The organism is Bacillus sp. AFS088145, from assembly GCF_002564465.1.
In the GTDB taxonomy this organism is placed as follows: Bacteria; Bacillota; Bacilli; order Bacillales; family Bacillaceae_G; genus Gottfriedia.
Genome location: NZ_NUUX01000034.1, coordinates 74,529 through 97,205 on the forward strand (window position 1 = coordinate 74,529; position 22,677 = coordinate 97,205).

The 22,677-nt window shown below is 32.1% G+C and carries 28 protein-coding genes; 11 read left to right on the top strand and 17 right to left on the bottom strand.

The window, feature by feature from the left end; all coding sequences use genetic code 11:
• Positions 1-14: 14 nt before the first annotated feature.
• The 3 genes from COI44_RS19150 to rnz all read right to left on the bottom strand — a co-directional run bounded on the left by COI44_RS19150 (position 15) and on the right by rnz (position 2,295).
• Entirely contained in the window at positions 15-344 is a 330-nt protein-coding gene (locus COI44_RS19150; protein WP_097974594.1) for a lmo0954 family membrane protein, read from the bottom strand.
• Between the two features lie 159 nt (positions 345-503).
• Positions 504-1,250 (bottom strand): polysaccharide deacetylase family protein, encoded by a 747-nt coding sequence (locus tag COI44_RS19155; protein WP_286133806.1) that lies wholly within the window; start codon positions 1,248-1,250, stop codon positions 504-506.
• A gap of 118 nt (positions 1,251-1,368) precedes the next feature.
• Positions 1,369-2,295: a ribonuclease Z gene (rnz, locus tag COI44_RS19160; protein ID WP_098429359.1), complete on the bottom strand. Its 927-nt coding sequence runs from the start codon at positions 2,293-2,295 to the stop codon at positions 1,369-1,371.
• A 147-nt stretch (positions 2,296-2,442) separates the two neighbouring features.
• Here rnz and COI44_RS19165 point away from each other — a divergent pair, with 147 nt between their 5' ends.
• The 3 genes from COI44_RS19165 to COI44_RS19175 all read left to right on the top strand — a co-directional run bounded on the left by COI44_RS19165 (position 2,443) and on the right by COI44_RS19175 (position 4,762).
• Positions 2,443-3,558 (top strand): BMP family lipoprotein, encoded by a 1,116-nt coding sequence (locus COI44_RS19165; RefSeq protein WP_098429360.1) that lies wholly within the window; start codon positions 2,443-2,445, stop codon positions 3,556-3,558.
• Between the two features lie 72 nt (positions 3,559-3,630).
• Positions 3,631-4,014, top strand: coding sequence for a hypothetical protein (locus tag COI44_RS19170; RefSeq protein WP_098429361.1), 384 nt, complete (start codon positions 3,631-3,633; stop codon positions 4,012-4,014).
• A gap of 136 nt (positions 4,015-4,150) precedes the next feature.
• Positions 4,151-4,762, top strand: a complete 612-nt coding sequence (locus COI44_RS19175; protein ID WP_098429362.1) for a DsbA family oxidoreductase — start codon at positions 4,151-4,153, stop codon at positions 4,760-4,762.
• Positions 4,763-4,921: 159 nt separating this feature from the next.
• Here the strand turns inward: COI44_RS19175 and COI44_RS23940 are convergent, their stop codons facing one another.
• Entirely contained in the window at positions 4,922-5,086 is a 165-nt protein-coding gene (locus tag COI44_RS23940) for a hypothetical protein (RefSeq protein WP_176547193.1), read from the bottom strand.
• A 225-nt stretch (positions 5,087-5,311) separates the two neighbouring features.
• Here COI44_RS23940 and COI44_RS19180 point away from each other — a divergent pair, with 225 nt between their 5' ends.
• Positions 5,312-6,253 (top strand): Gfo/Idh/MocA family protein, encoded by a 942-nt coding sequence (locus COI44_RS19180; protein WP_098429363.1) that lies wholly within the window; start codon positions 5,312-5,314, stop codon positions 6,251-6,253.
• A 59-nt stretch (positions 6,254-6,312) separates the two neighbouring features.
• Here COI44_RS19180 and COI44_RS19185 read toward each other — a convergent pair whose 3' ends face one another.
• Positions 6,313-7,176 carry an AraC family transcriptional regulator gene (locus COI44_RS19185; protein WP_098429364.1) on the bottom strand — a complete coding sequence of 288 codons (864 nt, stop codon included), beginning with the start codon at positions 7,174-7,176 and terminating at the stop codon, positions 6,313-6,315.
• Between the two features lie 81 nt (positions 7,177-7,257).
• Positions 7,258-8,181: a DMT family transporter gene (locus COI44_RS19190; protein WP_098429365.1), complete on the bottom strand. Its 924-nt coding sequence runs from the start codon at positions 8,179-8,181 to the stop codon at positions 7,258-7,260.
• 194 nt (positions 8,182-8,375) lie between these two features.
• Here COI44_RS19190 and COI44_RS19195 point away from each other — a divergent pair, with 194 nt between their 5' ends.
• Positions 8,376-9,296 carry an NAD(P)/FAD-dependent oxidoreductase gene (locus tag COI44_RS19195; protein WP_098429366.1) on the top strand — a complete coding sequence of 307 codons (921 nt, stop codon included), beginning with the start codon at positions 8,376-8,378 and terminating at the stop codon, positions 9,294-9,296.
• A gap of 135 nt (positions 9,297-9,431) precedes the next feature.
• On the opposite strand, the gene COI44_RS19200 is transcribed toward COI44_RS19195, so the two are convergent.
• The 3 genes from COI44_RS19200 to COI44_RS19210 form a co-directional block, all read right to left on the bottom strand.
• Positions 9,432-9,809 carry a hypothetical protein gene (locus tag COI44_RS19200; RefSeq protein WP_098429367.1) on the bottom strand — a complete coding sequence of 126 codons (378 nt, stop codon included), beginning with the start codon at positions 9,807-9,809 and terminating at the stop codon, positions 9,432-9,434.
• A gap of 1,022 nt (positions 9,810-10,831) precedes the next feature.
• Positions 10,832-11,596, bottom strand: coding sequence for a MerR family transcriptional regulator (locus tag COI44_RS19205; RefSeq protein WP_098429368.1), 765 nt, complete (start codon positions 11,594-11,596; stop codon positions 10,832-10,834).
• 242 nt (positions 11,597-11,838) lie between these two features.
• Positions 11,839-12,339: a hypothetical protein gene (locus COI44_RS19210; protein WP_098429369.1), complete on the bottom strand. Its 501-nt coding sequence runs from the start codon at positions 12,337-12,339 to the stop codon at positions 11,839-11,841.
• 249 nt (positions 12,340-12,588) lie between these two features.
• Here COI44_RS19210 and COI44_RS19215 point away from each other — a divergent pair, with 249 nt between their 5' ends.
• Entirely contained in the window at positions 12,589-13,017 is a 429-nt protein-coding gene (locus tag COI44_RS19215; RefSeq protein ID WP_098429370.1) for an SET domain-containing protein, read from the top strand.
• A 36-nt stretch (positions 13,018-13,053) separates the two neighbouring features.
• Here COI44_RS19215 and COI44_RS19220 read toward each other — a convergent pair whose 3' ends face one another.
• From COI44_RS19220 to COI44_RS19230, 3 genes are read right to left on the bottom strand one after another with little or no spacing between them, the layout of a single operon-like run.
• Entirely contained in the window at positions 13,054-13,581 is a 528-nt protein-coding gene (locus COI44_RS19220; protein ID WP_098429371.1) for a chromate transporter, read from the bottom strand.
• Positions 13,578-14,159, bottom strand: coding sequence for a chromate transporter (locus COI44_RS19225; protein ID WP_098429372.1), 582 nt, complete (start codon positions 14,157-14,159; stop codon positions 13,578-13,580). The genes COI44_RS19220 and COI44_RS19225 overlap by 4 nt, the downstream gene beginning before the upstream one ends.
• A gap of 21 nt (positions 14,160-14,180) precedes the next feature.
• Positions 14,181-15,797 carry a gamma-glutamyltransferase family protein gene (locus tag COI44_RS19230; RefSeq protein ID WP_286163995.1) on the bottom strand — a complete coding sequence of 539 codons (1,617 nt, stop codon included), beginning with the start codon at positions 15,795-15,797 and terminating at the stop codon, positions 14,181-14,183.
• Between the two features lie 236 nt (positions 15,798-16,033).
• Here COI44_RS19230 and COI44_RS19235 point away from each other — a divergent pair, with 236 nt between their 5' ends.
• Complete coding sequence (locus tag COI44_RS19235; RefSeq protein WP_176525980.1) at positions 16,034-16,714, top strand: N-acetylmuramoyl-L-alanine amidase family protein; 681 nt, start codon at positions 16,034-16,036, stop codon at positions 16,712-16,714.
• Positions 16,715-16,822: 108 nt separating this feature from the next.
• Here the strand turns inward: COI44_RS19235 and COI44_RS19240 are convergent, their stop codons facing one another.
• Positions 16,823-18,061 (bottom strand): DNA polymerase IV, encoded by a 1,239-nt coding sequence (locus COI44_RS19240; protein WP_098429373.1) that lies wholly within the window; start codon positions 18,059-18,061, stop codon positions 16,823-16,825.
• Positions 18,062-18,237: 176 nt separating this feature from the next.
• On the opposite strand from COI44_RS19240, the gene COI44_RS24965 reads away from it, so the two are divergent.
• The 3 genes from COI44_RS24965 to COI44_RS19255 all read left to right on the top strand — a co-directional run bounded on the left by COI44_RS24965 (position 18,238) and on the right by COI44_RS19255 (position 19,372).
• Entirely contained in the window at positions 18,238-18,489 is a 252-nt protein-coding gene (locus tag COI44_RS24965) for a VOC family protein (RefSeq protein ID WP_098429381.1), read from the top strand.
• A gap of 89 nt (positions 18,490-18,578) precedes the next feature.
• The gene (locus COI44_RS19250; RefSeq protein ID WP_025672250.1) at positions 18,579-18,956 is read left to right on the top strand and encodes a globin domain-containing protein; all 378 of its coding nucleotides are present in this window, start codon (positions 18,579-18,581) and stop codon (positions 18,954-18,956) included.
• 17 nt (positions 18,957-18,973) lie between these two features.
• Positions 18,974-19,372 carry a thiol-disulfide oxidoreductase DCC family protein gene (locus tag COI44_RS19255; RefSeq protein WP_098429374.1) on the top strand — a complete coding sequence of 133 codons (399 nt, stop codon included), beginning with the start codon at positions 18,974-18,976 and terminating at the stop codon, positions 19,370-19,372.
• A 68-nt stretch (positions 19,373-19,440) separates the two neighbouring features.
• Here COI44_RS19255 and COI44_RS24290 read toward each other — a convergent pair whose 3' ends face one another.
• Positions 19,441-19,605: a hypothetical protein gene (locus COI44_RS24290; RefSeq protein ID WP_179887182.1), complete on the bottom strand. Its 165-nt coding sequence runs from the start codon at positions 19,603-19,605 to the stop codon at positions 19,441-19,443.
• 271 nt (positions 19,606-19,876) lie between these two features.
• Here COI44_RS24290 and COI44_RS19260 point away from each other — a divergent pair, with 271 nt between their 5' ends.
• Complete coding sequence (locus COI44_RS19260; RefSeq protein ID WP_098429375.1) at positions 19,877-20,161, top strand: YiaA/YiaB family inner membrane protein; 285 nt, start codon at positions 19,877-19,879, stop codon at positions 20,159-20,161.
• A 64-nt stretch (positions 20,162-20,225) separates the two neighbouring features.
• Here COI44_RS19260 and COI44_RS19265 read toward each other — a convergent pair whose 3' ends face one another.
• The 3 genes from COI44_RS19265 to COI44_RS19275 form a co-directional block, all read right to left on the bottom strand.
• Complete coding sequence (locus COI44_RS19265; RefSeq protein WP_483295495.1) at positions 20,226-21,581, bottom strand: glycosyltransferase family 2 protein; 1,356 nt, start codon at positions 21,579-21,581, stop codon at positions 20,226-20,228.
• A 161-nt stretch (positions 21,582-21,742) separates the two neighbouring features.
• The gene (locus tag COI44_RS19270; RefSeq protein WP_098429377.1) at positions 21,743-21,937 is read right to left on the bottom strand and encodes a helix-hairpin-helix domain-containing protein; all 195 of its coding nucleotides are present in this window, start codon (positions 21,935-21,937) and stop codon (positions 21,743-21,745) included.
• Between the two features lies 1 nt (position 21,938).
• Complete coding sequence (locus tag COI44_RS19275) at positions 21,939-22,637, bottom strand: alpha/beta hydrolase family protein (RefSeq protein ID WP_098429378.1); 699 nt, start codon at positions 22,635-22,637, stop codon at positions 21,939-21,941.
• Positions 22,638-22,677 lie beyond the last annotated feature (40 nt).

The window sequence follows — 22,677 nt, forward strand, 5'->3', positions numbered from 1 at the left end:
GTCATACACTCCTCTTATTTTATAGGGTTGAAATTTTCATCATAAATATTAAATTCATCATCTTTAAGTTTTTTTTGATTTTTATAATCTTTATATAGGTAATAAAGCAAAATTGCTGCTGCTGCACCTATTAAAGAAGGAAGACCACTTATTGCAATCGATAAACCGATTAATCCAATAATTGTCCAGATGATTTTCATTAAAATCGAATCTGTTTTCATAAACTTTTTAAAACTGAAATATGTGATTACCAACCCAAGTGCTAAAGTAATCAAGCCACCTAAATTCGCTAAAGCAACTCCAATTAATATTAGTACGAGGATAAAAGTTAAGAACTTCTTCATGACCTCGTCGCCTCCTTTCAACTTATACTCTTATCTTATACAAGTTTTTATTTCGGAATAATGGCCTGAGGAATGGTTTTATATCAGACTTAAGAAGTAGAAGAGCAAGACAAAACAAAAAACCAGATCAATTTGGATAATCCATTGATCTGGTTTTGACTAAAAATTAGGAAGTTTAACTCCTGCTTTCAATTGTAATAATTGTGATACCGTTACAAACTGATAGCCTTGCTTTTGAAGAGCCGGTAAGATTTGTTTCAGTGCTTCGATCGTTTGACTACGGTCCCCTCCGTGATCATGAAAAAGAACAATATCTCCTTTTCTAGTATCTTTTAATACATTTGATACGATTTTATATACTCCAGGATTTTGCCAATCAAATGTATCCTGATGCCAAGACCACATAACAGTTAAATAGCCAAGATCATGCACGGTATTGATCGAACGCTCACTATAGTAACCAAATGGTGGTCTAAATAATACTGGTTCGACATGAGTTGCAGCTATAATTGCATCATGAGTTTTATGTAATTGATCTCTTATTTGCTCATCAGTTAAATACTGAAGTCTAGCATGCGTATATGTATGATTTGCAACTTCATGACCCTCTTCTATTTCTCTCATTACAACTTCAGGAAATTTCGCAACTCTCTCACCGACTAAAAAAAATGTTGCTTTAGCATTATACTTCTTTAACAAATCTAAAACTTCTGGGGTATATTCATCATTCGGCCCATCATCAAATGTAATGGCTATTACTTTCTCTTTTACGGGTACCTCCCAAATAGCAGTACCTTGCTTTTCGTAGTAATATCGATTTTTACTTTCAGCTGATGCATTAATAGAACTGTAAAAAATAAATTGGAAACTAAAAATAAATAAAAGGATAACTTTTAACTGTTTCAAAGCCATGACCTTCCTTTTACACAGAATACTTATATCATGTCTCTAAACTATTCTTTTATGTACACTTCTCAACTTTTTAAAAGCACTGCATCTTAACTGAAAATTTCATTCGTGAAAATCAATCGTTTCTTGTGATTTCATATTCATCGAAATCATTCGCTATATATGTTTGATCAAAGATTTCACGTGCTTCATCTAATAATTTTTTTGAAGCTTCTCCTTGATATCTTGCACTTATATGCGTTAAATAGAGAGTTTTAATTCCCTCACATTTAGCAACAGTTGCAATTTGAGTACTTGTAGTATGGAAATAATCATATGCATGAGCTGTTTCATCGTCTGCAAAGGTTGATTCATGAACTAATACATCCATACCTCTTGCAAGCAAATTACTTTTATCAGTTAAACGAGTATCCCCTGCTATTGCAATGCGTCGACCTTTTTTTGAAGGGCCAATAAAATCCTTACCATTTAAAATTCTTCCATCCTCTAAAGTTACTGTTTTCCCTTCTTTTAGGAATTTATATACTGGCCCTGGTTTTACACCAATTTTCTTTAATTCCTCTACGTTCAATTCTCCAGGTAAATCCTTTTCAATAATTTGATAACCAAATGATTGAATTCCATGTTCAAGTTCTACTGCTTGAACAATAAATTGGTCATCTTCAAAAACGATACCTTCAGAAGTTTCAACATAATGAATCGGATATTTCAAATAAGTACCACTAATTTTAAAGCTAGTCTCTACATAATCCTTTAACCCTTTAGGTCCATAAATTGTTAATAAATCTTCTCCACCTAAAAATGTTCTACTACTTAATAATCCAGGCAATCCAAAGATATGATCACCATGGCAATGAGTAATAAAAATTTTCTCGATTCGTCGTGGTCGAATTGACGTATGTAATATTTGGTGCTGTGTTGCTTCACCACAATCGAAAAGCCAAGTCGCTCCTCTTTCCTCTAAAAGCTGTAATGCAATACTTGTTACATTCCTACCTTTTGATGGCATTCCTGCTCCCGTTCCTAAAAATACAAGCTTCACGTTAATGCCTCCATCTTAATCATTTCTAATTGTTACAGTACCACTAGTATATTAAATTGCCAACACTTTAAAGAATGATTTATGAATTGATTGGGAAATTTACACAATAGAGCTTAGTTTTTTAAATATAATATATGGAGGAAAACAATGCGAAGACGTTTTTTCCAAATCGCCACTGTCTCACTAATTGCTAGCCTTACTTTAACCAGCTGTGCTAATCGAAATAATAATATAAGTGCATCGGAGAAAGAAAAAGAAAATGATTTTAAGATCGGAATTGTTATGGGTAAAACTGAAATTCACGATAAAGGATTTAACCAAGCAGTTTGGGATGGAATTATAGAAACTGGAAAGAAACATGGTTGGAAGGAAAATAAAAATTATGTAAAAACTGATGCCCCAAATGACAAAGCAGCAAAAAAGGAATTAATGAAGTATGCAAAGAAAAAATATGATTTAACTTTTGGAATAGGCTATTCATTTCAAAAAGCCATCTCTGAAGTTGCGAGTAAAGAAAAAAAATCTGACTTTGTCATAATTGATGGGATTGTTGAAAAACCAAATGTAGTAAGTGTTACCTATCGCGAAGAGCAATCAGCATTCCTCGCTGGTATTGCAGCAGCGATGAACACTAAAACGCATAAGATTGGATTTATCGGTGGTACAAAAGATCCATTTATAAAAAGGTTTGAATACGGATTTAAAGCAGGTGTTATGTCCGTCGATCCAAAAATAAAAGTATTGACCGAATTTGCAAATTCATATGATAAACCTGCAGAAGGAAGTAAATTAGCAAAAACCTTATATAATGATAAAGGTGTAGATATAATTTTCCAAGTAGCAGGAAAAACAGGATTAGGTGTATTTACTGAAGCTAAAAAATTAAAGAAAAATGGTAAAAAGGTTTGGGTAATTGGTGTTGACCGGGATCAATATAAACAAGGATTACCGGAAAATGTCACCCTAACATCAGCAATCAAACGAATTGATAAAGGCGTAGATGAAGTAATCACAAAGAAATTAAAAGGGAACTTTCAAGGTGGACGCATTTTGAGATGGGGCATAAAAGAAAATGGCGTTGATCTTGCAAAAACAGATAAGAATTTAAATAAAGACACTAAAGAACAAGTTGATTTATATAAAGCAAATATAAGAACAGGACATATCGAAGTACCAGAAACAAAAAAGGATTTTGATAACTTCTCTCCTACAAAGCCTGAAAAAGCAGAAATTAAAAAGAAAAAAGTAAAAATTGGTAAATAAAAAAATCTTGTCCAATTATATGAATATTCTGCATATAGTGTAATACCAACAAAAAAAGTTAGGTGTGATACTATGTCAATTCGAGATTTCATATTACTATTCTATTGTTTTATTATCTTTTTATCTGTACCAATTGGGTATAGGTATGCTTCAAAGAAAACAAAAGAAACTGGACAATTTTTACCGTATTTAGTAGTATCGCTTGCCATTGTTTTAGCAGACGGAATCCTTTCTATTTTAGTTTGGTCACTATTTACATCACAAATGGATACATTCATGTATATAGGTGGATTACTTACTGGAATGATTTTCACATCAATCTGTGGTCTATTACTACTATCCGTTTTACTTTTAAGAAGAAAATATTTTTTAAACGCATTTGTTGATCTAAACACTGCTAGAACCGGAACGAATCCACCACCGAATGATCAATCAACCAATGATTTAAAGAAATAGAGCTCTCATGCTCTATTTCTTTTTTACTTGTAGAACAGTTATTTCCATAAAAAAGTTTCGTATTTCGAAGCTAATAAATTGAGATTTAGCTCTAATTTTGTTTATACTTTCTTTAATTGATTTAGGAGGTTTTATAATGAAAGTTACAATTTATTCGGACTATGTATGTCCGTTTTGCTATTTAGGAAAAAAACCACTTGAGGACGCTATGAAAGAAGTTAGCGATGTAGAGCTTGAATGGAAACCATTCCAATTAAGACCTGAGGGAGCTGAACCTTTAAGTCCAAATAGTTCTTATATTCAACAAGGATGGAAATTCGGAGTTCAACCACTTGCACAAAAACTTGGTGTAGAGATGATTTTACCAACTATGGATCCCCATCCTTCAACTAAAAAAGCTCACAGAGGCTTTTTATTCGCAGAAGAAAATGGAAAAGGTGCTGAATATGCTCAAGCAGTTTTAGCAGATTTTTGGACAGAAGGCAAAGAAATTGGTGATGTAAACGTACTGGCAGATATCGCTGAAAAACTTGGTTTAGACCGTTCTCAATTCATAGAAGCTGTTTCAAATACAAAGTATGACTCATCGATCCAAAACCCTAATTTTATTAATGCAGTACCAACATTTATAATTGGTGATCAAGTTTTACAAGGTGTTCAAAGTAAAGAAGCATTTATTCAATCTCTAAACAACCAAAAACTTGTTGAGCAGTCTTCATTAAGCTGCGATATTGATGGAAACTGTTAATAATCTTTAATCAAAAAGGATGTCCATTAAGTTTATTTAATTAATAACTTATGGGACATCTTTTTTAATTTTTATAAATCAACTGGGATAAATATTTTCATAATTTTGTTGATCGTTCTTTAGTTCATTCTTAATTAAGAACAAATAACAAATAACAAATCATTTCCCAACTACATTAACTTGACTCCAATCGATTACATACGGATTACCAGTTAAATTTTTTCTTACTTCAGTAACAATACTCATTTGCTTTTTTACAACTTCTGATTTAATTAATTTTTCTCCGTCCCCACTACCATCATAATACAAAGGCTTCTTCTCCATGATATCACCTCCATTACTTATCAATGAATTATTTTCTCTTTCTGTGTCTAAAACCCCTTTTTGAATTTGGTAATTCACAAAACTTTTTACTCAAAAAATTTTTCCTGTGAGCAATTTGTAGCACCTCAAATAACTTATGTTAAGAACATGATACCTATTTCTTTAATTTTTTAATTTTTCTTACTATAATTACAATATAAATCTATTTCGAAAGGTGTTTTTCTCATGATAAAAGTTGGTATTATTGGACTTGGCGCAATTGGCCAAAGATTAATTCCTTTATTTTCAAACCACCAAGAAATAAAAATAGTAGCAATATGTGACACATTAGAAGAAAGAGTTCAAGAAACAAGTAGCCAATTAATATCAGTTTTAACTTTTACTAATCATCTTGAGATGCTTGAAAATGCTGAACTTGATCTCGTTTATGTTACTGTACCTCCAAAATATCACTATTCGGTAGTATCTGATGTAATCGCAAAAGGAATTAATGTACTTTGTGAAAAGCCATTGGCAAATTCAACAGAGGAAGCTCTAGGACTTTATACTCAAGCAAAAGAAAAAGGTATTTTTCATGCTATGAACTTTCCATTAAACTACAATGTTGGTAGTAAGTCTTTTGCAAGCCTTATTAAATCCGGATATGTTGGCGATTTAAGAAGAATCGAATTAAAGATGCGTTTTCCAAATTGGCCGAGACTATGGCAACAAAATGAATGGGTTGCTACAAAAGAACAAGGAGGTTATGTATTAGAGGTTGGTGTACATTATATTCAACAAATTCAAAAGATTTTTGGTAATATGAAAGTCAATACGAAACATATGCAATATCCCGCTGACCCTCTTGCTTCCGAAAATGGAATTATCGCCTTTTTAGAATTAGAAGATGGCACTCCTGTGTTAATAGATGGCTTAAGCCAAATTGCAGGTGAAGAAGAAATTAAATTTACAGCATACGGCTCGAAAGGAACTCTTTCTTTAGTAAATTGGGCTAATTTAGAAGGAGGAAAAATCGGCGAGCCAATTCAACAAATTGAAGCCGAGCAAAATTTAGCTGATTCATTAATTAATCATTTAGTAAAGGCTCTAAAAGGTGAAGAAGCTACAGTCATAGATTTCTCTGAAGGCTACAAAGCACAAGTAGTTTTAGAAGCATTAAGAGGATAAATTTATACATAAAGATAAAAGGTGCTCTCATAATTGAGAAGCACCTTTAAAAATTGATTTTATTTTACCGGAATCCAAATTTCAGTATAATAATCTTCACTAAATGGATTTCCTTCTGGATAAAGTTCAAATTCTGGGATTCCTGCATGTGAATAGCCGCTTGAAGGAAACCATTCCGAAAAAATCTTCTTCCATGCCGATTGCATTGCGTGCGGCATTGCTCCGTGAACACCAAATACAGCCCATTTTGATGCAGGAATTTCATGATGAAAAAAACCTTCTTGTACATCTCCTTCGTATTCGGTTGCAACCCAATATTCTAGTAGATTTTTTGATTTTTGCTCCTCGCTCATCATACACACACCTAGAACACCTTTAATGTCGCCATTGTTAATTTCGTACAAACGATCACTCGTACCATTTTCATTAACCTCATCCCACATTTTAGGAATCAGTTGTTGTTGTTGATCATTCAAATAAGAAAACTCTTTTTTAACTCCAACTACTTGAAAAGCACTTTTTTCAACAATATTAAATTGCATTGGTTCTGCTCCCTTCAAACTCACCTGAATAACGAGGCGGTTATATGATTTTAGATTTCCAATAAACTTTCTTGCTTCACTTGGGGTTACACCATGCTGTCTTCTAAACGCTTTTGCAAAAGCCTCAGGAGAGTCATACCTATATTTCAAGGCAATGTCAATTATTTTATGATCAGTAGTTGTTAATTCATTGGCCGCTAGCGTCAATCTTCTTCGTCTTATATATTCAGCTATATTAATATCAGTTAAAATTGAAAATGTTCGCTGAAAATGAAAAACAGATGAATTAGCTTGTTTAGAAATTTCTTCAATCATTAACTCGTTTAATAAATTGTCTTCAATATAATCAATTGCCTTTTGTAAAGATTCAACCCAAGCCATATGACTCCTCCCTTATTTACATCCTAACAAGTTAAAATTATTGCGTCCTGTCTTTTTATGCTCTTTTGTGACAGATAATAGTCAATTAGCCTCTTTTCGATCAGCCATTGATAAAATGACAATCGTACTTATAATACATAGGCTACCTATCCAGTCTAATATTTCAACATTTACTCTTAGCCAAATTACTGATAGTACCGCTGCTGATAATGGTTCCACACATGCAAGTAAGCTAGATTCGGAAGCATTAATATACTTTAAACTCTCTAAATAGCAATAAAAGGCAATTAACGTTCCAAAAATAACAATAAAAATTACTGCGAAATAAGCACTCATCGACCAATGACCTTGGAAATTAAAAGGTGAATGTATGAAGCTAAAACAAATTCCACCGATTAACATTCCCCAACCTACTACGATTGTCGACCCAAATTTTTTTAAAAGATTTTGAGGCTGTATTGAATAAAATGCTAAAGCAAAAGCTGACGCTAGCCCCCAAAATAATGCCCATCCAGTAATAGACAATCCTTTAATCGTTCCATGGGTTACCAATAAAAATGTCCCTGCAAGCGCTAAAATGACAGCCAGTACTTCTTTTCTATTTGGTACTTTTTTGTAACTCATTGCTAAATAGCATGTAATAATGACGGGTGCCAAATATTGTAAAATTGTCGCTGTAGCAGCATTTGAAGCTTTTATTGCGGCGAAGTATGTATATTGAACTGCTAACATCCCAAGAATACTAAATAACAATAAACTTAAAACATCCTTCTTATCCTTCCAAATTTCTGATAGATTTCTTTTTTCTTTCAGACTAGCAAAAATTAATAGGATGACTCCAGAAAACAATAATCGAATAACGACTAACCATTCTGGACTAAAATGATTTCTTTGAAATACAAATTGTGCAACAGTTCCAGATATGCCCCATAATATTGCCGCAGTTAATACGAGAATAATTCCCTTCATTCTAGAATTTGTTAAGGCAATCTTATCTGCACTCATTCTTACTCCTCCACAAAAAACAACAAATTAAAATAAGCTAATAGAAAAATCGTACCTAAATATTCAGAATATATCAATCAAAAATCTCTAAATTTTCAACAATTAGATTAATTGAGATATTGTGATTAAAAATCGCTTAATTGGAAAAATTGAACATATACGATTTTGTATTAAATGATTTAGGAGACAAGTCTATGGATGAGTTATATGAATGTATCATAGTAGGGGGAGGTTTCGCAGGTTTACAGGCATCAATTCAGCTTGGTCGATACCAAAGAAATGTACTCGTAATTGACTCAAATTATGGGCGCTCAACATTATGTAAAACATATCGTAATATTTTAGGTTGGCCGAATAGTATAAGTGGACAAGAGCTAAGACAGCTAGGAAGAAAGCATGCTGAAGTTTATGGTGTATCATTCACCCAAGATAAAGTAATAAGTATACAAAACGTAAACAATCAATTCCTAATAGAGACGAAAGTAGGAAAATCTTATTCTGCTAAAACAGTCTTACTAGCAACTGGACTAATTGATCGAATTCCTCAAATCAAAAATCTAGTCGAGTGTCTTGGATCGACAATTTTTGTTTGTCCAGACTGTGATGGATATGAAATTTTAAATAAAAGTGTTTTAATACTTGGATCTGGTAACACTGGTGCAAATCTTGCCATCACATTAGCTTATTGGTCAAAACAAATTACCTATATTAATCACGAAGGACATGACCTTGATTCCAAATTAAATGACCAACTACATAAAATTGGAATTCACTATCGAAAAGAAAAAATTAAGGAAGTACTAAAAGAAGACGATTCCACTTTTAAAGGAATTTGTTTACAAAGTGGTGAAATAATTTATGCGGATCGAGCTTTTATTGGTTTTGGTGGAAATGAAGTACAAAACAATCTTGCTATCCAACTAGGAGTAAATCTTTTTAATGATAAGCATGTTATTGTAGACCCACGGACAAAGGAGACGAATGTTCCAAATGTATGGGCAGCCGGCGATCTAGTAGCCCATTCTCAACAAGTCACAATAGCAATGGGCGATGGTACCCAAGCCGCTGTTTGGATTCAAAAAAGATTATTAGAAATGAGTGTAAAAGATTCATAAACAACTTACAAAGATAAGCGATTTGCCCCCACCCTATCCATTCTCTAACTAAGTTACTATTTAAGCTCAACAAAAAAGTATTACATCATTTAATGAAGTAATACTTTTTTACTGTTTTCATCTTATCAAATCGTTTTAGAAAAATACTTTTAATAAAGTATACATGGTGACGATTGCTAGAATAAACACTAAAATTGGTATTAATATTCGGATGAAAGTTGAAGGCATTCGATATCTTCTATAAGTATCCTCAATACAAATAATACATAGTAAATAGATTAATCCTGATATGATAGCTCTAGCTAAATCAAAATTCCCAAGTGATTTAATGGTGTGATTAACATGCTGAAATATATAAAATTGTACAAGATTAAAAATTAAAAATAATAAGAAATAATAAAATATACTTAATATGTAAGTACTAAATTTTATTTTTTCATGCTCTATATTTTGACGCTTTCTAATAAAACGCTTCTTATGTCGCTCTTTCCTCGGTATAAATTGTTCGTCCATTTTTAGTACATCCTTAGTTTAAAAATTGAATTATTTAAATCAAATTCTTACCTTAATTGTACATAAACATTCCATTATTTAAAAATTTATAATACTACTCTACAAAATTTACATTAAACTATTTAATCATAAAAATAATTATACCAAATTCCATTGAATACATTTACTATTTTTTTCCAAAAAAAATATAAAAAAAGTGTACTTAGATTAAATCAGAGTACAATTTTTCATGCTTTTGAAAAACAACCTTATCAATTAAATTACCAAATTTTCGTAAAAGGAGTAGAGTGATGTTGATTTNNTTCCACTACAGGATGCTCGCTTTCCATGGGGAGAGATTCTTTTGCCTCATCGGCAAGCCTGCGGGGTCTTTAGCCTTCCCGCTTATCCCATAGGAGTCAAGCACCCCTTTCGTTCCAATCAACTTATTCATCAAAAAAAGTCTACAATAAATCCTAATCAAATAGCCTTTACTTAGAGTAAACTAACAGTTGGTTATTAATCAGTTTGTAGGTCAATTAAGATCGAACATTAATTAAAAAACTAATCAATTGAATTTATTTATCTAAAAATTAGCTCATAATATTTTTAACTTCTGAAAAAAAATATTACTAGTGTTATTGGAATCATAAAATTGCATTAATAGATCATTCAAAAAATGATAATATAACCATTAATAAATGTTCATTTAATGTCCGTTTTCAATTTCAACATTTGAAAAAGTGTACTTAGAATGAATCTAAGTACACTTTTTGGTTGAGCCTATTTTACATATTGAATGTTGTTTTCCATGGGACATGGGAGTTGAGCCATCTCGTTGTTTTGACAAGTACATAGGTTCTTAGCCTTCCTGCATATCTTATAGGAGTATGACAACATCTGCATTTTGCTTGTGTTATATGCTCATAAATCTTTTATGAGTATGGTATTTGCTTATTTTTCCTGTTTTACTTACTCATGATCCATTCATAAGTTATGAGCGTGTACTAAGAACTAGTCAAAGTACACACACCATCCCCGACTTATTTTTTATGTTGCGTGTAAATATGAATTGCATCTCTTAAAAATTCAGCAGTTCCAGGTTGTTCTTTATCGTAATGTGCTCTAAAGCGCTCATCGTCTACATACATTTGTGCTAAGCCTGCGTGCGCTTCCTTGCTATATTTGCTCCAATAAAATGTTAACCATTGTTTATGCAAATCAGCTGCTTTTTGGGCAATTTCACTTGATGGATCACCCGTTTTAAATGCTTCAGCTAATGTTTTTGCTAATTCTTCAGCAAGGCGCGTTACTTCTTTATGATCTTCTTCTGTCATATTCATTACTTTTTGATTTGCTTTATTAACAGCTTCATCTCCATATTTTTCACGTGCTTCTTTTCCATATTTCTTTTCATTTTCTTCGATCATATCTTTCTTAAAGCCTTCAAATTTTTCTTTATTTGACATTGTAATTCTCCCCTCTGTTAGAGCAATTGACTTTTCAACGTTTGAAATTAATAAATCCAATTGCTTTCTTTTATCAAGAAGCTGCTCACGATGCTCGGTTAACGCCTTGGCACTATTAAAATCAGGTGATGTGATAATTTCTTTAATGTTTTCTAAATTCATACCTAGTTCTCTATAAAATAAGATTTGTTGTAAGCGATTTACTTCCGCTTGACCATAAATCCGATATCCTGATGAGTTAATTCTTGCCGGCTTAAGAATCCCAATCTCATCATAATATCTTAAAGTCCTAGTGCTGATTCCTGCTAGAAGTCCAAGCTTTTGTACTGTATATTCCATTGCGACTACCTCCTGACATCTTTACAATACACCTTTACGCAACGTTAAAGTCAATTCTATAATTTTAATCTTTTAAGATTTTTTTCGGAGTAAGCTACATGCCATCCTGTTCAAAAAATATTACTTGATACAACATACTTTACATTTAATTCCTACCTATCGTTTTGCAACATTCATTACAAGACATAAAAAAATCCCCTCTGCTATAGGGGATTACATCGTGTAGGCAAACTACAAAATAATTATTTACCTGTAAATACTTTCATACCATTTATACCATCAAATGGTTTACCACCAGGAGCGTGCAAATGACGAACTGCTAGTTTAAATCGCTTATTTGAAGGTATTTCTTGTTTAAAGGTTAGCAAGAATGAATTGTTATCTCCTTGTACCTTTGTAATTGTAACTTGATTATTCGATAAAGCATTCCTTGCATTAAATTGGCTTTTGCTTCCTAGTGATGCAATTCCGGTAGGGATTTTATCAGATAAACTTTGAATCCAATAAAATGAAGCTTTTGTTCCTAAATAAATATCAACTTGTGAATCAAAAGTTACTAGGATCTGATTTGTCGAAACCTGGAAAACATCAGCTAGATTAGGAATTTTGTTTACAGTTTGATTTGGCTTATATCCTTCAATTCGCAGTAATTCCTTTTTGCTAGTTGCATTTACCTGCTTATTTCCTGGAAGAATAGAAGACATTACAATCAATAAAATCATAATCTTATAAAAAAATTTCATTATAATCTGCCTCCCTATATATATATAACAATTTTATAATTTGATGTTTTGGCAAAATATATACTTAGATTTTTTTAATTTTATCAGTTTTTAATCTAATAGTAGACTTGTCCTAGTTATACTACTTCCTTCGATCGAAAAAGAGACGTACTTTTATTTGAATAACGCTAAATAGATAAAAAAATTGATTTATATCTAAAATAGTGGCAAACTATCTATAAGACTTAAGAGAGAATTATAGGTGTAATTATGATTGAAATTAAAACTTCTACGTTAAGTGACGGTGAATTTAATCGTGGTGTCTTTGCAACACGTGATATTGCAAAAGGTGAGCTAATACATGAGGCGCCAGTTATTTCTTACCCGAACGAGGAACATGAGCATATCGAGAAAACTTTATTAGCAGATTATACATTTGAATATGGTATTAATCATTCAGCTATTCTTCTAGGATACGGAATGCTATTTAACCATTCTTATGATGCAAATGCAACTTACGATATTAACTTTGATAATCACACATTTGATTTTTTCGCTTACAAAGACATTAAAGCTGGCGAAGAAATTTTGATTAATTATAATGGTGAAGTAGATAATATGGATCCACTTTGGTTTAATAAAGATTATGAAGAAGTTATGAGCAAACAAAAAGAAGAAGAAGAAAAAGAAACCAATTAATTCAATTGAATTAGTTGGTTTCTTTTCTTTTTTATATTAAAGATTAATGGCCCCATAAATTAATGTACCAAGAACTACAAAAGCCGGATGAATTTTAAGTTTTTCCATAAAGAAAAATGTACATCCTGCAATAAAAATAACTTGGAATGCTCCAATATCATGAAACGAATCAGAAAAAGATTGATATGTAAGTTGGCCTAAAAGGACAACAATTGTCGGTTTTACATATGCTGTCATTCTCTTCACTCGAATTGAGTCACGATTTTTATAAAGTAACCCAATTAATAGAATCATTAACAATAATGAAGGAAATACAGTTGCAAATACTGCTATAAAGGAACCAAAGATTCCTCCGATTTTGTATCCTATATAACCAGCCATTTTAGTTGCGATAGGACCTGGTAAGGCATTCCCCATTGCAAACGCTTCATGAAATTCTTGTTGAGTTAACCAATGATTTTGTGTAACAACATCATTTTGAATTAATGGGATCGTAGCAGGTCCCCCACCATATCCTAAAAGATTCGTTATTAGAAATGAAAGAAATAATTTCCAATAAATCATTCGTTTGTACTCCCCTTCCTCGTCTGATGATCATTTGAGGAAGTTGCTTTTACTGGTTGGAAGATTGCAAATATTAGTAAACCACCAATTATAATCGCTGGGTATATGTGTAAAAATTGAATTAGAAGCAAACCGACAACTAAATGAATTAATATTGTTGGTGTTTTCAATCCTTTTTTTGAACTTTGATAAAATTGCCATGTTAATACACCTAACATTACCCCTACAACAGGCACAATTGATTCCTTCATCCCATTAACCCATTTAATATCTTTAAAAGAAGATAATGAAGTTAAAAGTATAATCATTAAAAGGATTGTCGGTAAGATCGATGCAATGATCGCATTAAGCATTCCGATAATGCCACCAATACGATAACCGATATAACCTGCTAATTTTGTATTGATTGGACCTGGGAGCATATTTCCTATTGCTAAAATTTCAGAAAACTCTTCGTCTTTCATCCATTTATACGTATCGACGACTTCTTTATAAACTAGAGGAATCGTAGATGGTCCTCCTCCATATCCTAAAATACTACTTCGAAAAAAAGCGATGAATATTTCTAATTGTTTCATTAAATCAATTCCTTTTCATAATTACCAACTTGCAATACAACCGTCCGTTCTTGATTCTGTACCACCCATTAAAACGCCAGAATCTTCATTTCTCCAAATAATTTGGCCACGCCCGAAACTTCCAGTATCCTTTGCAACCTTAATTACATGACCTTTAGCCTGCAACTCTTTTATAATCTCTTGAGGAAAACTAGGTTCGACTTCAACTATTTTCCCTTCAATCCATTGCCATCTAGGAGCATCTAAGGCTTCTTGTGGATTTAAATGAAAATCGATGCTATTCATGATAACTTGAACATGTCCTTGAGGCTGCATATAACCACCCATTACACCGAATGGTCCAATTGCTTTATTATTTTTTGTTAAAAATGCCGGAATAATCGTATGATATGATTTTTTTCCACCAATTAAAGCGTTGGCATGTTTTTCATTTAAGCTAAAATCACAACCCCTATTTTGCAATCCAATTCCAGTTCCAGGAATCACTATACCTGACCCAAAACCCATATAATTACTTTGAATAAAGGAGACCATGTTTCCATCTCCATCAGCTGTCGCTAAATAAACAGTGCCTCCACTAGCCGGTCTTCCTGGTAATGGTGTATGAGCAGTTTCCGTGATCCCTGAAAAGCGTTCTTTTCCATATTGATCACTTAATAGACTTTCAACCGAAGTCTTCATAAACTTTCGATCTGTTACATATTCCTTTCCGCAAGCAAACGCTAACTTCATTGCTTCAAATTGTTTATGATATGTGGTTACGTTCTCTTTGTCATCAAACTGATCATTTTTTACTATATTTAAAGCCATCAGTGCGACAATTCCTTGACCATTAGGTGGAATTTCCCACACATCAAAGCCTCTGTAATTTATACTAATTGGATTTACCCATTCCGGTTTAAAAGTCTCTAAATCTTCTTTTGTTAAAAAACCACCATATTGATTTGAAGAATCAATAATTTTATCTGCAATTTCACCTTTATAAAAATCTTTTCCATTTGTTTCGGCTATTTTTTCTAAAGTTATTGCATGATCTAGTGAAGACCAAATTTCTCCTACTTCAGGAGCTCTTCCATTTGGAGCAAATGTATCAAACCAAGCAACAAACTCCTCAGAGTTTAACTCCTTTTTGTATATTTCATAAGCCTTCTTCCAAAACTTACCTAATGTTGGTGAAATCGGAAAACCTTCACGAGCATATTCAATTGCCGGTTGTAGCACTTCCTTTAGCGAAAGTCTCCCAAACCGATTCGATAATTCTACCCAAGCAGCCGGAGCACCAGGGACAGTTATTGGAATCCAACCATATTTAGGCATTTTTTCATACCCTAAATTTTTTAATTTTTCAATCGATATATTTTTAGGTGCAGGTCCACTCGAATCTAAACCGTATAACTTTTCGTTCATCCAAACTAATGCAAAAGCATCTCCACCTATACCGTTTGAAGTAGGCTCTACTACTGTAAGGCAAGCAGCTGTAGCGATCGCAGCATCTACTGCATTACCACCCTTTTTTAAAATATCTAGGCCCGCTTGTGCAGCCAATGGTTGGGAAGTAGCGACCATTCCATTTCTAGCATACACCACATTACGATGTGATGAATAAACATGTTCATTCGCTTTCATTTTTGTATACATACACTTTCCTCCTTGGCTTTTTTGCAATAGTTACATTGGATAACAAAATCACTTAATCTTTAAATTCGACAATATTTTAGTATTCCCCTACTTGACTATCAATCTAAATAAAAGAATCTATTAGAATGAATGTCTAATTCAACTAAATGTCTTAAATTTGGTTATATACATTAGATGCTTGTCCATTTCAACTAAAGGCTACTTTGAATACTTTATCATTAGGAGGGATTAGTTTAATGTTGAAACTATATTTAGATCCAGGGCATGGTGGCTCTGATTCAGGTGCAGTAGGAAATGGATTAAAGGAAAAAGACCTTACTTTGGATATCGCTTTAAGAATAAGAGATTTATTAAATAACTATAATGACGTTGAGGTTAGAATGAGCAGATCTACCGACACTGATCGTTCTTTATCTGAACGTACTAACGATGCAAACTCATGGGGTGCTAGCTACTTTTTATCTGTTCATATCAATTCATTTAATACATCAGCGTCTGGTTACGAGGATTATATACATGATAGTTTGTCAGATACATCTACTTCAGCACAATATCGAAACGATTTACATCCAGAAATCGTAAAGCTTAATGGTCTAACTGATCGTGGTAAAAAGAAAGCTAATTTTCATGTATTACGAGAATCAAATATGCCAGCAATCCTGACTGAAAATGGATTCATTGATAATGCAAGTGATGCTGCAAAACTAAAAGATCCAAATTGGCGTCAAAAAGTAGCTCAAGGCCATGTAAATGGATTAGTAAAAGCATTTAACTTAACAGCTAAGACTAAGTCTGAAATGCATAGAGTAATCGTAGACGGAGTACAAGTCGGTGCATATCAAGATGATCAAAATGTACTGAATGCAGTGGAACAATATCTTCCAACAGCAACTAAAATTATTATTGAGAAAGTTTAAACGATTATATTAACTATTTGAAGACTGTCTAATGAATAGACCGTCTTTTTTTCGTAAAAAAACGAAGGCAACTTAAAAAGGACCTTCGATTGAAATCACAGCACCTGTTTACTCTGTAGATTTCAATATATCTAATATATTGTTTGAGTCAATTTTCTTTTTTTGTCTTCCTAAACTAATAACTTGTTCTCCATATTTATTTTGCAATTTATGTAGTGTTTCAAACAATGGTTCTTGTTTGGCATCCTTTTCAAAAGAAAATAGGTCCAATTGCTTTGATATTTCATCTTTTGGATTTAATTGTGATGCAGTTACTCCGATTAAACGTAATGGTTCTCCGTTCCAATTTCTTTTCCATAGATCAAATGCCTCTTTAAAGATTTCATTAGCTTGTTGTACAGGTGTAGAAAGTTTTTTACTTCGATTAATTGTTTTTCGGTCACTAAATCGAAGTGTAATTGTCACAGTATCAGCAACTAAACCCTTCTTAATTAATCGTTCAGCTACCCGTTTTGATAGAGCTTCAAATTTTTCTGCAATCATTGGTTCCTCAAAAACATCAAATGAAAATGTCGTTGATTGGCCAATTGTCTTATGTGAAAGCATACGACTAGGATCGACTTCTCTTTCATCTATTCCATTGGCCTTATTTCTTAAAGATTTACCGTTTACACCTAATAATTCTTGTACTTGTTTTTCATTACTTTTTGCCAAATCTTCTATTGTAATAATGCCAATTTCATTTAATTTTTCTTCAGTTTTCATACCAACACCATGCATCTCTCCTACTTTTCTAGGCCATAAAATAATAGGAACATCCCTCTTACGAAGAACAGTAATTCCAAGTGGTTTCTTCATATCTGAAGCTGTTTTTGCAAGAAATTTATTTGGACCAATACCGATACTGCATGGCATAGCAAGATCTTCTAACAATATTGACTGGATCAATTCAGCTATTTTAATTGGATGACCTAGTTTTTCATCACAATCAGTTATATCAATATATCCTTCATCAATTGATGCCACTTCAATTTTAGGACTTATTGCACCTAATTTTTCAAATATTTGTCTTGAGACTTTTCGGTAAGCTTCAAAATTTGGAGTTTTCACAATCATCTCAGGACATTTTTTTCGCGCTTCCCATAATGGCATTGTTGCCCGAATTCCATAAGCTCGAGCTTCATAACTTGCAGTTACAATAATTCCCCTGCGCTCTTTTTCATTGCCGGCCACAACTACTGGTTTACCTTTTAATGATGGATCATTCGCTATTTCAACCGAAGCAAAAAATGAATTCATATCAACATGTAAAATGACTCTTCCGCTCTTTGGTGCCCATTGATTCATTGCTACACCTCCTATGCTAGTATAATATCATTTTTTAAAATTTCCTATTAACGTGTATTAATGTTGAATATAGTTAAAACTTATAAAGTTTGAATCAAATCTAAAACCAATATCTAATTATTATAAACGTTTTTGGATTAAAGGAGAAAAGCTATGCAAAGTAAAATTCAAAAAATATCACGAATTTATGGTTTGATACACAAGCCGAAGAAGCCTTTAAATTTACAGAAGCAATTTCATTCATCGTTCATTGTGACTCCCAAGAAGAAATAAATTATTATTGGGAAAAGTTATCAAAGGATGGAGATAAAAATGCACAAGCATGTGGTTGGTTAAAAGATCAATTTGGCATATCATGGAAAATAGTTCCGACCATTTTACCTGAACTATTAAATGACTCCAATCTAAAAATATCTGAACGAACCTAAAGTTCCTATTTACTTCTCATAAAGTCCAAAAAGAGATAAAATAAACCTATCTAATTTGTATTTTTTGAAATTAATGGAGGTATTATCTTTTGAGTAACGAAAATCAATCAATGTATGATTATATAGGGAAAGAAAAATTAGAAGAGCTAGTGGATACTTTTTATTCTTATGTTTCAAAGCATGAGAGACTTTCACCAATATTTCCAGGTGACTGGGAGGAAACAGCACGTAAACAAAAACTATTTTTAACACAGTTTTTAGGTGGACCACAATATTATAGTATGGAACGTGGTCATCCAAGAATGCGCGCGCGTCATTTGCCTTTTCCAATTACAATTGAATTAGCTCATGATTGGTTGGATTGCATGGGAAAAGCTATGGATGATGTCGATTTAGATGAAGAAATTAAAGAGCCATTATTACAACATTTAAGAAATGTTGCTTACCATATGGTGAACCAAGAATAATCTTTAGGGGATATATTATGAGTGAGAGGCCAATTATTTTATTTGATGGTGAATGTATTTTATGCAATGGAGCTGTTCAATTTATTATTAAACATGACCAAAAAGGTTATTTTCATTTTGCCGCACTACAATCCACATTTGGCCAGAAGCTTAAGAAGGATCACCCCGAACTTAGTTCAATTGATTCAATTATTCTTGTACAAAATGGAAAAATAAAAATTGAATCTTCAGCTGCACTTTCTATTGCTAAAAATTTAGAAGGTTGGCCAAAATTTTTCTATGCCTTTATAATTATCCCAACAACAATACGTGACTATTTGTATAGACTGATCTCAAGAAATCGTTTTAAAATCTTTGGAAAAAACGAAACGTGTATGATCCCATCAAAAGAAATTAGAGATCGATTTTATTTATAAAAGTCCTCTTCAGTTGAAAGAACCACAAGGTTATCATTTCCCCTTGTGGTTCTTTTTTAGTTCTCGAATTAACTTTTTATTAGAAATCTTGTTAAAGCGAGCCCTAAAAAACCAACACCCATTCCAATTAGCCAACCTGAATGTGGTTCATGTAATAAACTTCCAATTCCTCCGCCTAAAAACATACAGCCTACAAAAACGATTCCTCCAATACCAGCACCTCTATTATTCAAAATCTGACCATCCTCTCCAAATATATATTTCCTATCTATTTGTGATTAGATATCTTTTTGTATTTCTCTATTTTTTATTTGAAATTTCCCCAAAAAATTCCAGTAATATTTTCCAATTTACTAATTTATTAGAATTTTATTACTATTTAACAACAAATTTTATATAATAATAATAGACGTTAAGAATTTTTTTGAAATCATATATACCTTCTTAATTGCATTTTTTAACGTCAAACAATTATGTTAAATCTTATCCGGAGCGTGATTAAATTTGCAGAAGCACAGACGTAGAAACACACCAGCATTTACTGTTTTAGCTTACTTTACTTTAGTAGCAGGAGTATTTTTGTTTTGTATCGGACTTTACAATGCAGATATGGAATTAAACGAAAAAGGTTATTATATTGCAGTTATGCTATTAGTAGCAGTAGGCTCAATTTTAACCCAAAAGGTTGTTCGTGATAATGCCGAAGATGATGATATTATCGCGGATCAAGAAGTTCAATTAAAGATGAAGTTAGATAGCTCAACAAAGAAAGAAACAAATACTTTATAGAAACAAAAAGGGATCACAAAAAGTACTTTGACTTTTGTGATCCCTTTTTATGAAAATAAAGTTTTTATTCCCAAACTCGTTTTAATTTAAAGAATTCTTGAATATAGCCATAAAGTGAAACTGGCGACATAATCATTTGATAGCATAATAGGAAGAATAAAAATCCTATACGATTATTTCTTATTCTTAAATTTAAATTACGGAAAACATAGTTTTTCTGGTAAAAATAAAGGATTGAATAGCTAATAAATGTTAATGGGAGAACTAATAAAGTCATTGGACCAACAATCGTGTTGATTCCAAAAAACGCTAAAATCAATCCAGGAATCCAACATAAAGTGTATATAAGATCTAAGTAAACCATCATAAGATTAATACCGGTTAAATACTTTGTATAAACTTGTGGTTGTTGCCACGGTTTAATTTCAATCAGTCCTTCAACCATACCTCTTGCCCATCTTGATCTTTGTTTAGCAAAATGACTAAAGGTTGTAGGTGCATCAGTAAATGCTACTGCTAATGGTTCGAAGTAAACCTTCCATTGCTTTTGTAACAGTCTCCATGTTAAAACGATATCTTCTCCAATTGCATCAGGCCAACCGTTAACTTCCTTTACACATTCAGTTTTATATAAACTAAATGCCCCTTGTGCAACAAGTGTTCCTTGATATAAACCCTGAAGTCTTTTTATGGAAGCAATTCCTAAAAAGTAGTCCCATTCTTGAATCTTAGTCCAAAATGTTTCACGACTATTACGAACTAACATTGAGCCAGCAACAGCACAAACATCTGTAGGGCTACTTTTTATTCTTGAAACTAAGTATCTTACTGCAGAAGGATGAATTAATGTATCTGCATCTAATGTAATGACATATGGTGTTTTTACAAACTCCAAGCCTAAATTAAGTGCATGAAACTTACCTGGTTTTGATTGATGTAATAAAGTAATATTTGATAAAGTAATATTTGAACTTAACTCTTTTTTCGCCCTCATTACTTCACGATCTGTACCATCAGTTGAGTTATTATTAATAACGATAACGTTTATTTCACCAGTATAGTCTTGATCTGTAATATATTTTAACGTATTAAAAATAGCGCCTTCTTCATTATAAGCAGCTACTAATACAGTTACCGAATCATTTGGAAATTCATTTTTAAAATTCGGTTGTTTATCAAGTAGTAAACTTATGACTAAAAAAGTGCTCATATAGCCCGGTATATAGGCAATACCACCTATTATGATGATTGCTACTGGCGTAGTAACAACGTCAGATAAGTCCTTTACCCAAGGAATTGATAAATAAATTGAAAAAAGTAACCAAGAAAATGAAATAAAATGGCTAAACCAAAATTTCCTATTTACAGTAAAATAATATCGGGTTCCTTTTTTTTGTATAGGAGACAAGTTTGGTTTCAATAGTCTCCCCCCTTTTTTATGAAATTCGATAAGAATCATTATATCACTATAATATAAATTGATATCCTAGCAACTTTTGGTAAAAATGAACGAACTTTAAATACATAAAAATACCCAAATAAAAAAGAACTGAAATTAGATCAGTTCTTTTCACATAAGTATTAATTTTTAAATGATAACCCTTTCACTTCCAATGCATTTTTAATTGTCGTAATTGCCTTAGGTCCCATCCCATGTAATTTTAATACTTCTGCTTCACTTAATTGTGTGAATTGCTCCAAATGTAAATAGCCTGCTGCAGTTAATGCTCTAATAGCTGGTTTAGCTAATCCATTTGGTAGTGAATTTTCACTCATTTTAAATCCCTTCCTTTTTAAAATTTTTATCAAGCCAATTGATTATGTCGAATTTCATACTACTTGTGATTGTATGATTTACATTTTTATATTTAATAAAATCTATATAAGAATGATGTTTTGTTGTTAAGAAATCGAGTTGCCCTTCAATTGGAATAACTAAATCCTGTTCGCCGTGTAAGAATAAAACAGGCTTTCTTATTGTACAATCTTTAAATTTTGGATCATATTTTACAAACGTTTCCAATTCACTTTCATTTAATGGTTCTCTTCTATCTTTTTTACGAAAATCCTTCTCAGAATAAATATAAGAACTTGATCCATTAATATTAATTAATCCGGCATAACTATTATTTGAAAAAAACATTCCACTTGCAATAAAACCACCCATTGAACTACCTAACAGAATTGTATTTTCTTTTTGTAAACAAAGCTGATCTATCATTTTATCTTCTTCATCAATTGTTTCAAATATCGTTTTCCAAAAATATGTTTGTAAAATCTCTTGATCGAAATGGTTATTTAGAGCTTGTCTCGAATCATGGTATATCATTTCGGGAATAACAACTTTAAATCCTAATTCAGATAGCTCTTTACCAAATTGTATTTGTGATTCAATAATTGAACCCCAACCATGAAACATGATGATTGTTTCTTTCCTACTAAATATATTTGGGGTTATTTCATAATAATTAATCATTTTTCCTACCTAAATTTCTTTATTTTCTATAGTAATATTA

Excerpts from the sequence above, each read along its gene's own strand:
- COI44_RS19150 (WP_097974594.1), bottom strand. The coding sequence starts at position 344 with ATGAAGAAGTTCTTAACTTTTATCCTCGTACTAATATTAATTGGAGTT.
- COI44_RS19165 (WP_098429360.1), top strand. The coding sequence starts at position 2,443 with ATGCGAAGACGTTTTTTCCAAATCGCCACTGTCTCACTAATTGCTAGC.
- COI44_RS19170 (WP_098429361.1), top strand. The coding sequence starts at position 3,631 with ATGTCAATTCGAGATTTCATATTACTATTCTATTGTTTTATTATCTTT.
- COI44_RS19175 (WP_098429362.1), top strand. The coding sequence starts at position 4,151 with ATGAAAGTTACAATTTATTCGGACTATGTATGTCCGTTTTGCTATTTA.
- COI44_RS23940 (WP_176547193.1), bottom strand. The coding sequence starts at position 5,086 with ATGGAGAAGAAGCCTTTGTATTATGATGGTAGTGGGGACGGAGAAAAA.
- COI44_RS19180 (WP_098429363.1), top strand. The coding sequence starts at position 5,312 with ATGATAAAAGTTGGTATTATTGGACTTGGCGCAATTGGCCAAAGATTA.
- COI44_RS19185 (WP_098429364.1), bottom strand. The coding sequence starts at position 7,176 with ATGGCTTGGGTTGAATCTTTACAAAAGGCAATTGATTATATTGAAGAC.
- COI44_RS19190 (WP_098429365.1), bottom strand. The coding sequence starts at position 8,181 with ATGAGTGCAGATAAGATTGCCTTAACAAATTCTAGAATGAAGGGAATT.
- COI44_RS19195 (WP_098429366.1), top strand. The coding sequence starts at position 8,376 with ATGGATGAGTTATATGAATGTATCATAGTAGGGGGAGGTTTCGCAGGT.
- COI44_RS19200 (WP_098429367.1), bottom strand. The coding sequence starts at position 9,809 with ATGGACGAACAATTTATACCGAGGAAAGAGCGACATAAGAAGCGTTTT.
- COI44_RS19205 (WP_098429368.1), bottom strand. The coding sequence starts at position 11,596 with ATGGAATATACAGTACAAAAGCTTGGACTTCTAGCAGGAATCAGCACT.
- COI44_RS19210 (WP_098429369.1), bottom strand. The coding sequence starts at position 12,339 with ATGAAATTTTTTTATAAGATTATGATTTTATTGATTGTAATGTCTTCT.
- COI44_RS19215 (WP_098429370.1), top strand. The coding sequence starts at position 12,589 with ATGATTGAAATTAAAACTTCTACGTTAAGTGACGGTGAATTTAATCGT.
- COI44_RS19220 (WP_098429371.1), bottom strand. The coding sequence starts at position 13,581 with ATGATTTATTGGAAATTATTTCTTTCATTTCTAATAACGAATCTTTTA.
- COI44_RS19225 (WP_098429372.1), bottom strand. The coding sequence starts at position 14,159 with ATGAAACAATTAGAAATATTCATCGCTTTTTTTCGAAGTAGTATTTTA.
- COI44_RS19230 (WP_286163995.1), bottom strand. The coding sequence starts at position 15,797 with ATGTATACAAAAATGAAAGCGAATGAACATGTTTATTCATCACATCGT.
- COI44_RS19235 (WP_176525980.1), top strand. The coding sequence starts at position 16,034 with ATGTTGAAACTATATTTAGATCCAGGGCATGGTGGCTCTGATTCAGGT.
- COI44_RS19240 (WP_098429373.1), bottom strand. The coding sequence starts at position 18,061 with ATGAATCAATGGGCACCAAAGAGCGGAAGAGTCATTTTACATGTTGAT.
- COI44_RS19255 (WP_098429374.1), top strand. The coding sequence starts at position 18,974 with ATGAGTGAGAGGCCAATTATTTTATTTGATGGTGAATGTATTTTATGC.
- COI44_RS19270 (WP_098429377.1), bottom strand. The coding sequence starts at position 21,937 with ATGAGTGAAAATTCACTACCAAATGGATTAGCTAAACCAGCTATTAGA.
- COI44_RS19275 (WP_098429378.1), bottom strand. The coding sequence starts at position 22,637 with ATGATTAATTATTATGAAATAACCCCAAATATATTTAGTAGGAAAGAA.